Consider the following 1174-nt stretch of genomic DNA (forward strand, 5'->3'; position numbering starts at 1 on the left):
CTAGTGTCGCGAGTCAGAAATTCGCATACAAAACCGCTTGATGCTGTCCAGGATGTCGTCGGCGGTCTTGGTCCAGATGAAAGGCTTGGGATTATCGTTATGAACAGCCAGATAGTCGCGAATGGCCTGTTCGAGCTGACGGGTGGAGCGATGAGTGCCACGGCGCAGGTACTTCTGTGTGAGCGTGGCGAACCAGCGCTCGACCTGGTTGATCCACGAAGCCGAGGTCGGGGTGAAGTGGACTTGGAACCTGGGATGGCGCTTGAACCATGCCTTGATGGTGGGCGTCTTGTGGGTGCCGTAGTTGTCCATCACCAGATGGATGTCGAGATCGGCCGGCACGTTGGCTTCGATGGTGCGCAGGAACTTCAGGAACTCGACACTGCGGTGGCGCCGATGCGTCTCACCGATCACCTCGCCGGTGGCGATGTTGAGCGCGGCAAACAGCGTCGTGGTGCCATGACGCACATAGTCGTGCGTGCGTCGCTCGGGGATGCCCGGAGCCAGAGGCAGCAGCGGCTGCGTGCGGTCCAGCGCCTGGATCTGGCTCTTCTCGTCCACGCACAGCACCATGGCCTTGAGCGGCGGATCGAGGTACAGCCCCACGATGTCGCGTACCTTCTCCACGAACAGCGGATCGCTGGAAAGCTTGAAAGTCTCTTGGCGATGGGGCTGCAAGCCGAATGCGCGCCAGATGCGCGTGACGGCCGTTTGCGACAGCCCTTGCTCGCGAGCCATGCTTCGGGTGCTCCAGTGGCTGCCATCAGCGGGCACGCTCTCCAGTGTCTTGGCGATCACCGCGTCCACCTGGGCGTCGGCGATCGTGCGGGGCGCACCTGGACGCGGCGCGTCCAACAGGCCATCGAGCCGATCGCGCACGAACCTGCCTCTCCACTTCGACACCGTCTGCGGCGTTACGCGCAGCCGCTCGGCGACAACGTTGTTGTCCTGGCCCTCGGCGCAGGCCAAAACGATGCGTGCACGAAGCGCCAGCGCCTGGGCCGTCTTGCGCCGCAACGTCAACGCCATCAGTTGCTCCCGCTCCGCGTCGCTCAACACCAACTGCGCCTTGGGCCTTCCGCTCATCCCCACCTCGCCTTGTCGTGGCAGCAGGCTACACGACGAGCAGCGGCAACGCGCTTTTATTAAACGAACTTACAACTCACGACACTAG

Annotated in this window: 1 protein-coding gene; it reads right to left on the bottom strand. The window is 62.8% G+C overall.

Translation table 11 applies throughout. From position 1 onward, the window contains the following. On the bottom strand, positions 1-1086 hold the full coding sequence (locus SM757_RS34855) for an IS630 family transposase (RefSeq protein ID WP_322468843.1): 1086 nt from the start codon (positions 1084-1086) through the stop codon (positions 1-3). Positions 1087-1174 lie beyond the last annotated feature (88 nt).

It is taken from the genome of Azohydromonas lata (assembly GCF_034427735.1).
In the GTDB taxonomy this organism is placed as follows: domain Bacteria; phylum Pseudomonadota; class Gammaproteobacteria; order Burkholderiales; family Burkholderiaceae_C; genus Azohydromonas; species Azohydromonas lata.

What these genes read in the sequence shown, in the direction of transcription:
- SM757_RS34855 (WP_322468843.1), bottom strand. Translation starts at nt 1,086, where the DNA reads ATGAGCGGAAGGCCCAAGGCGCAGTTGGTGTTGAGCGACGCGGAGCGG.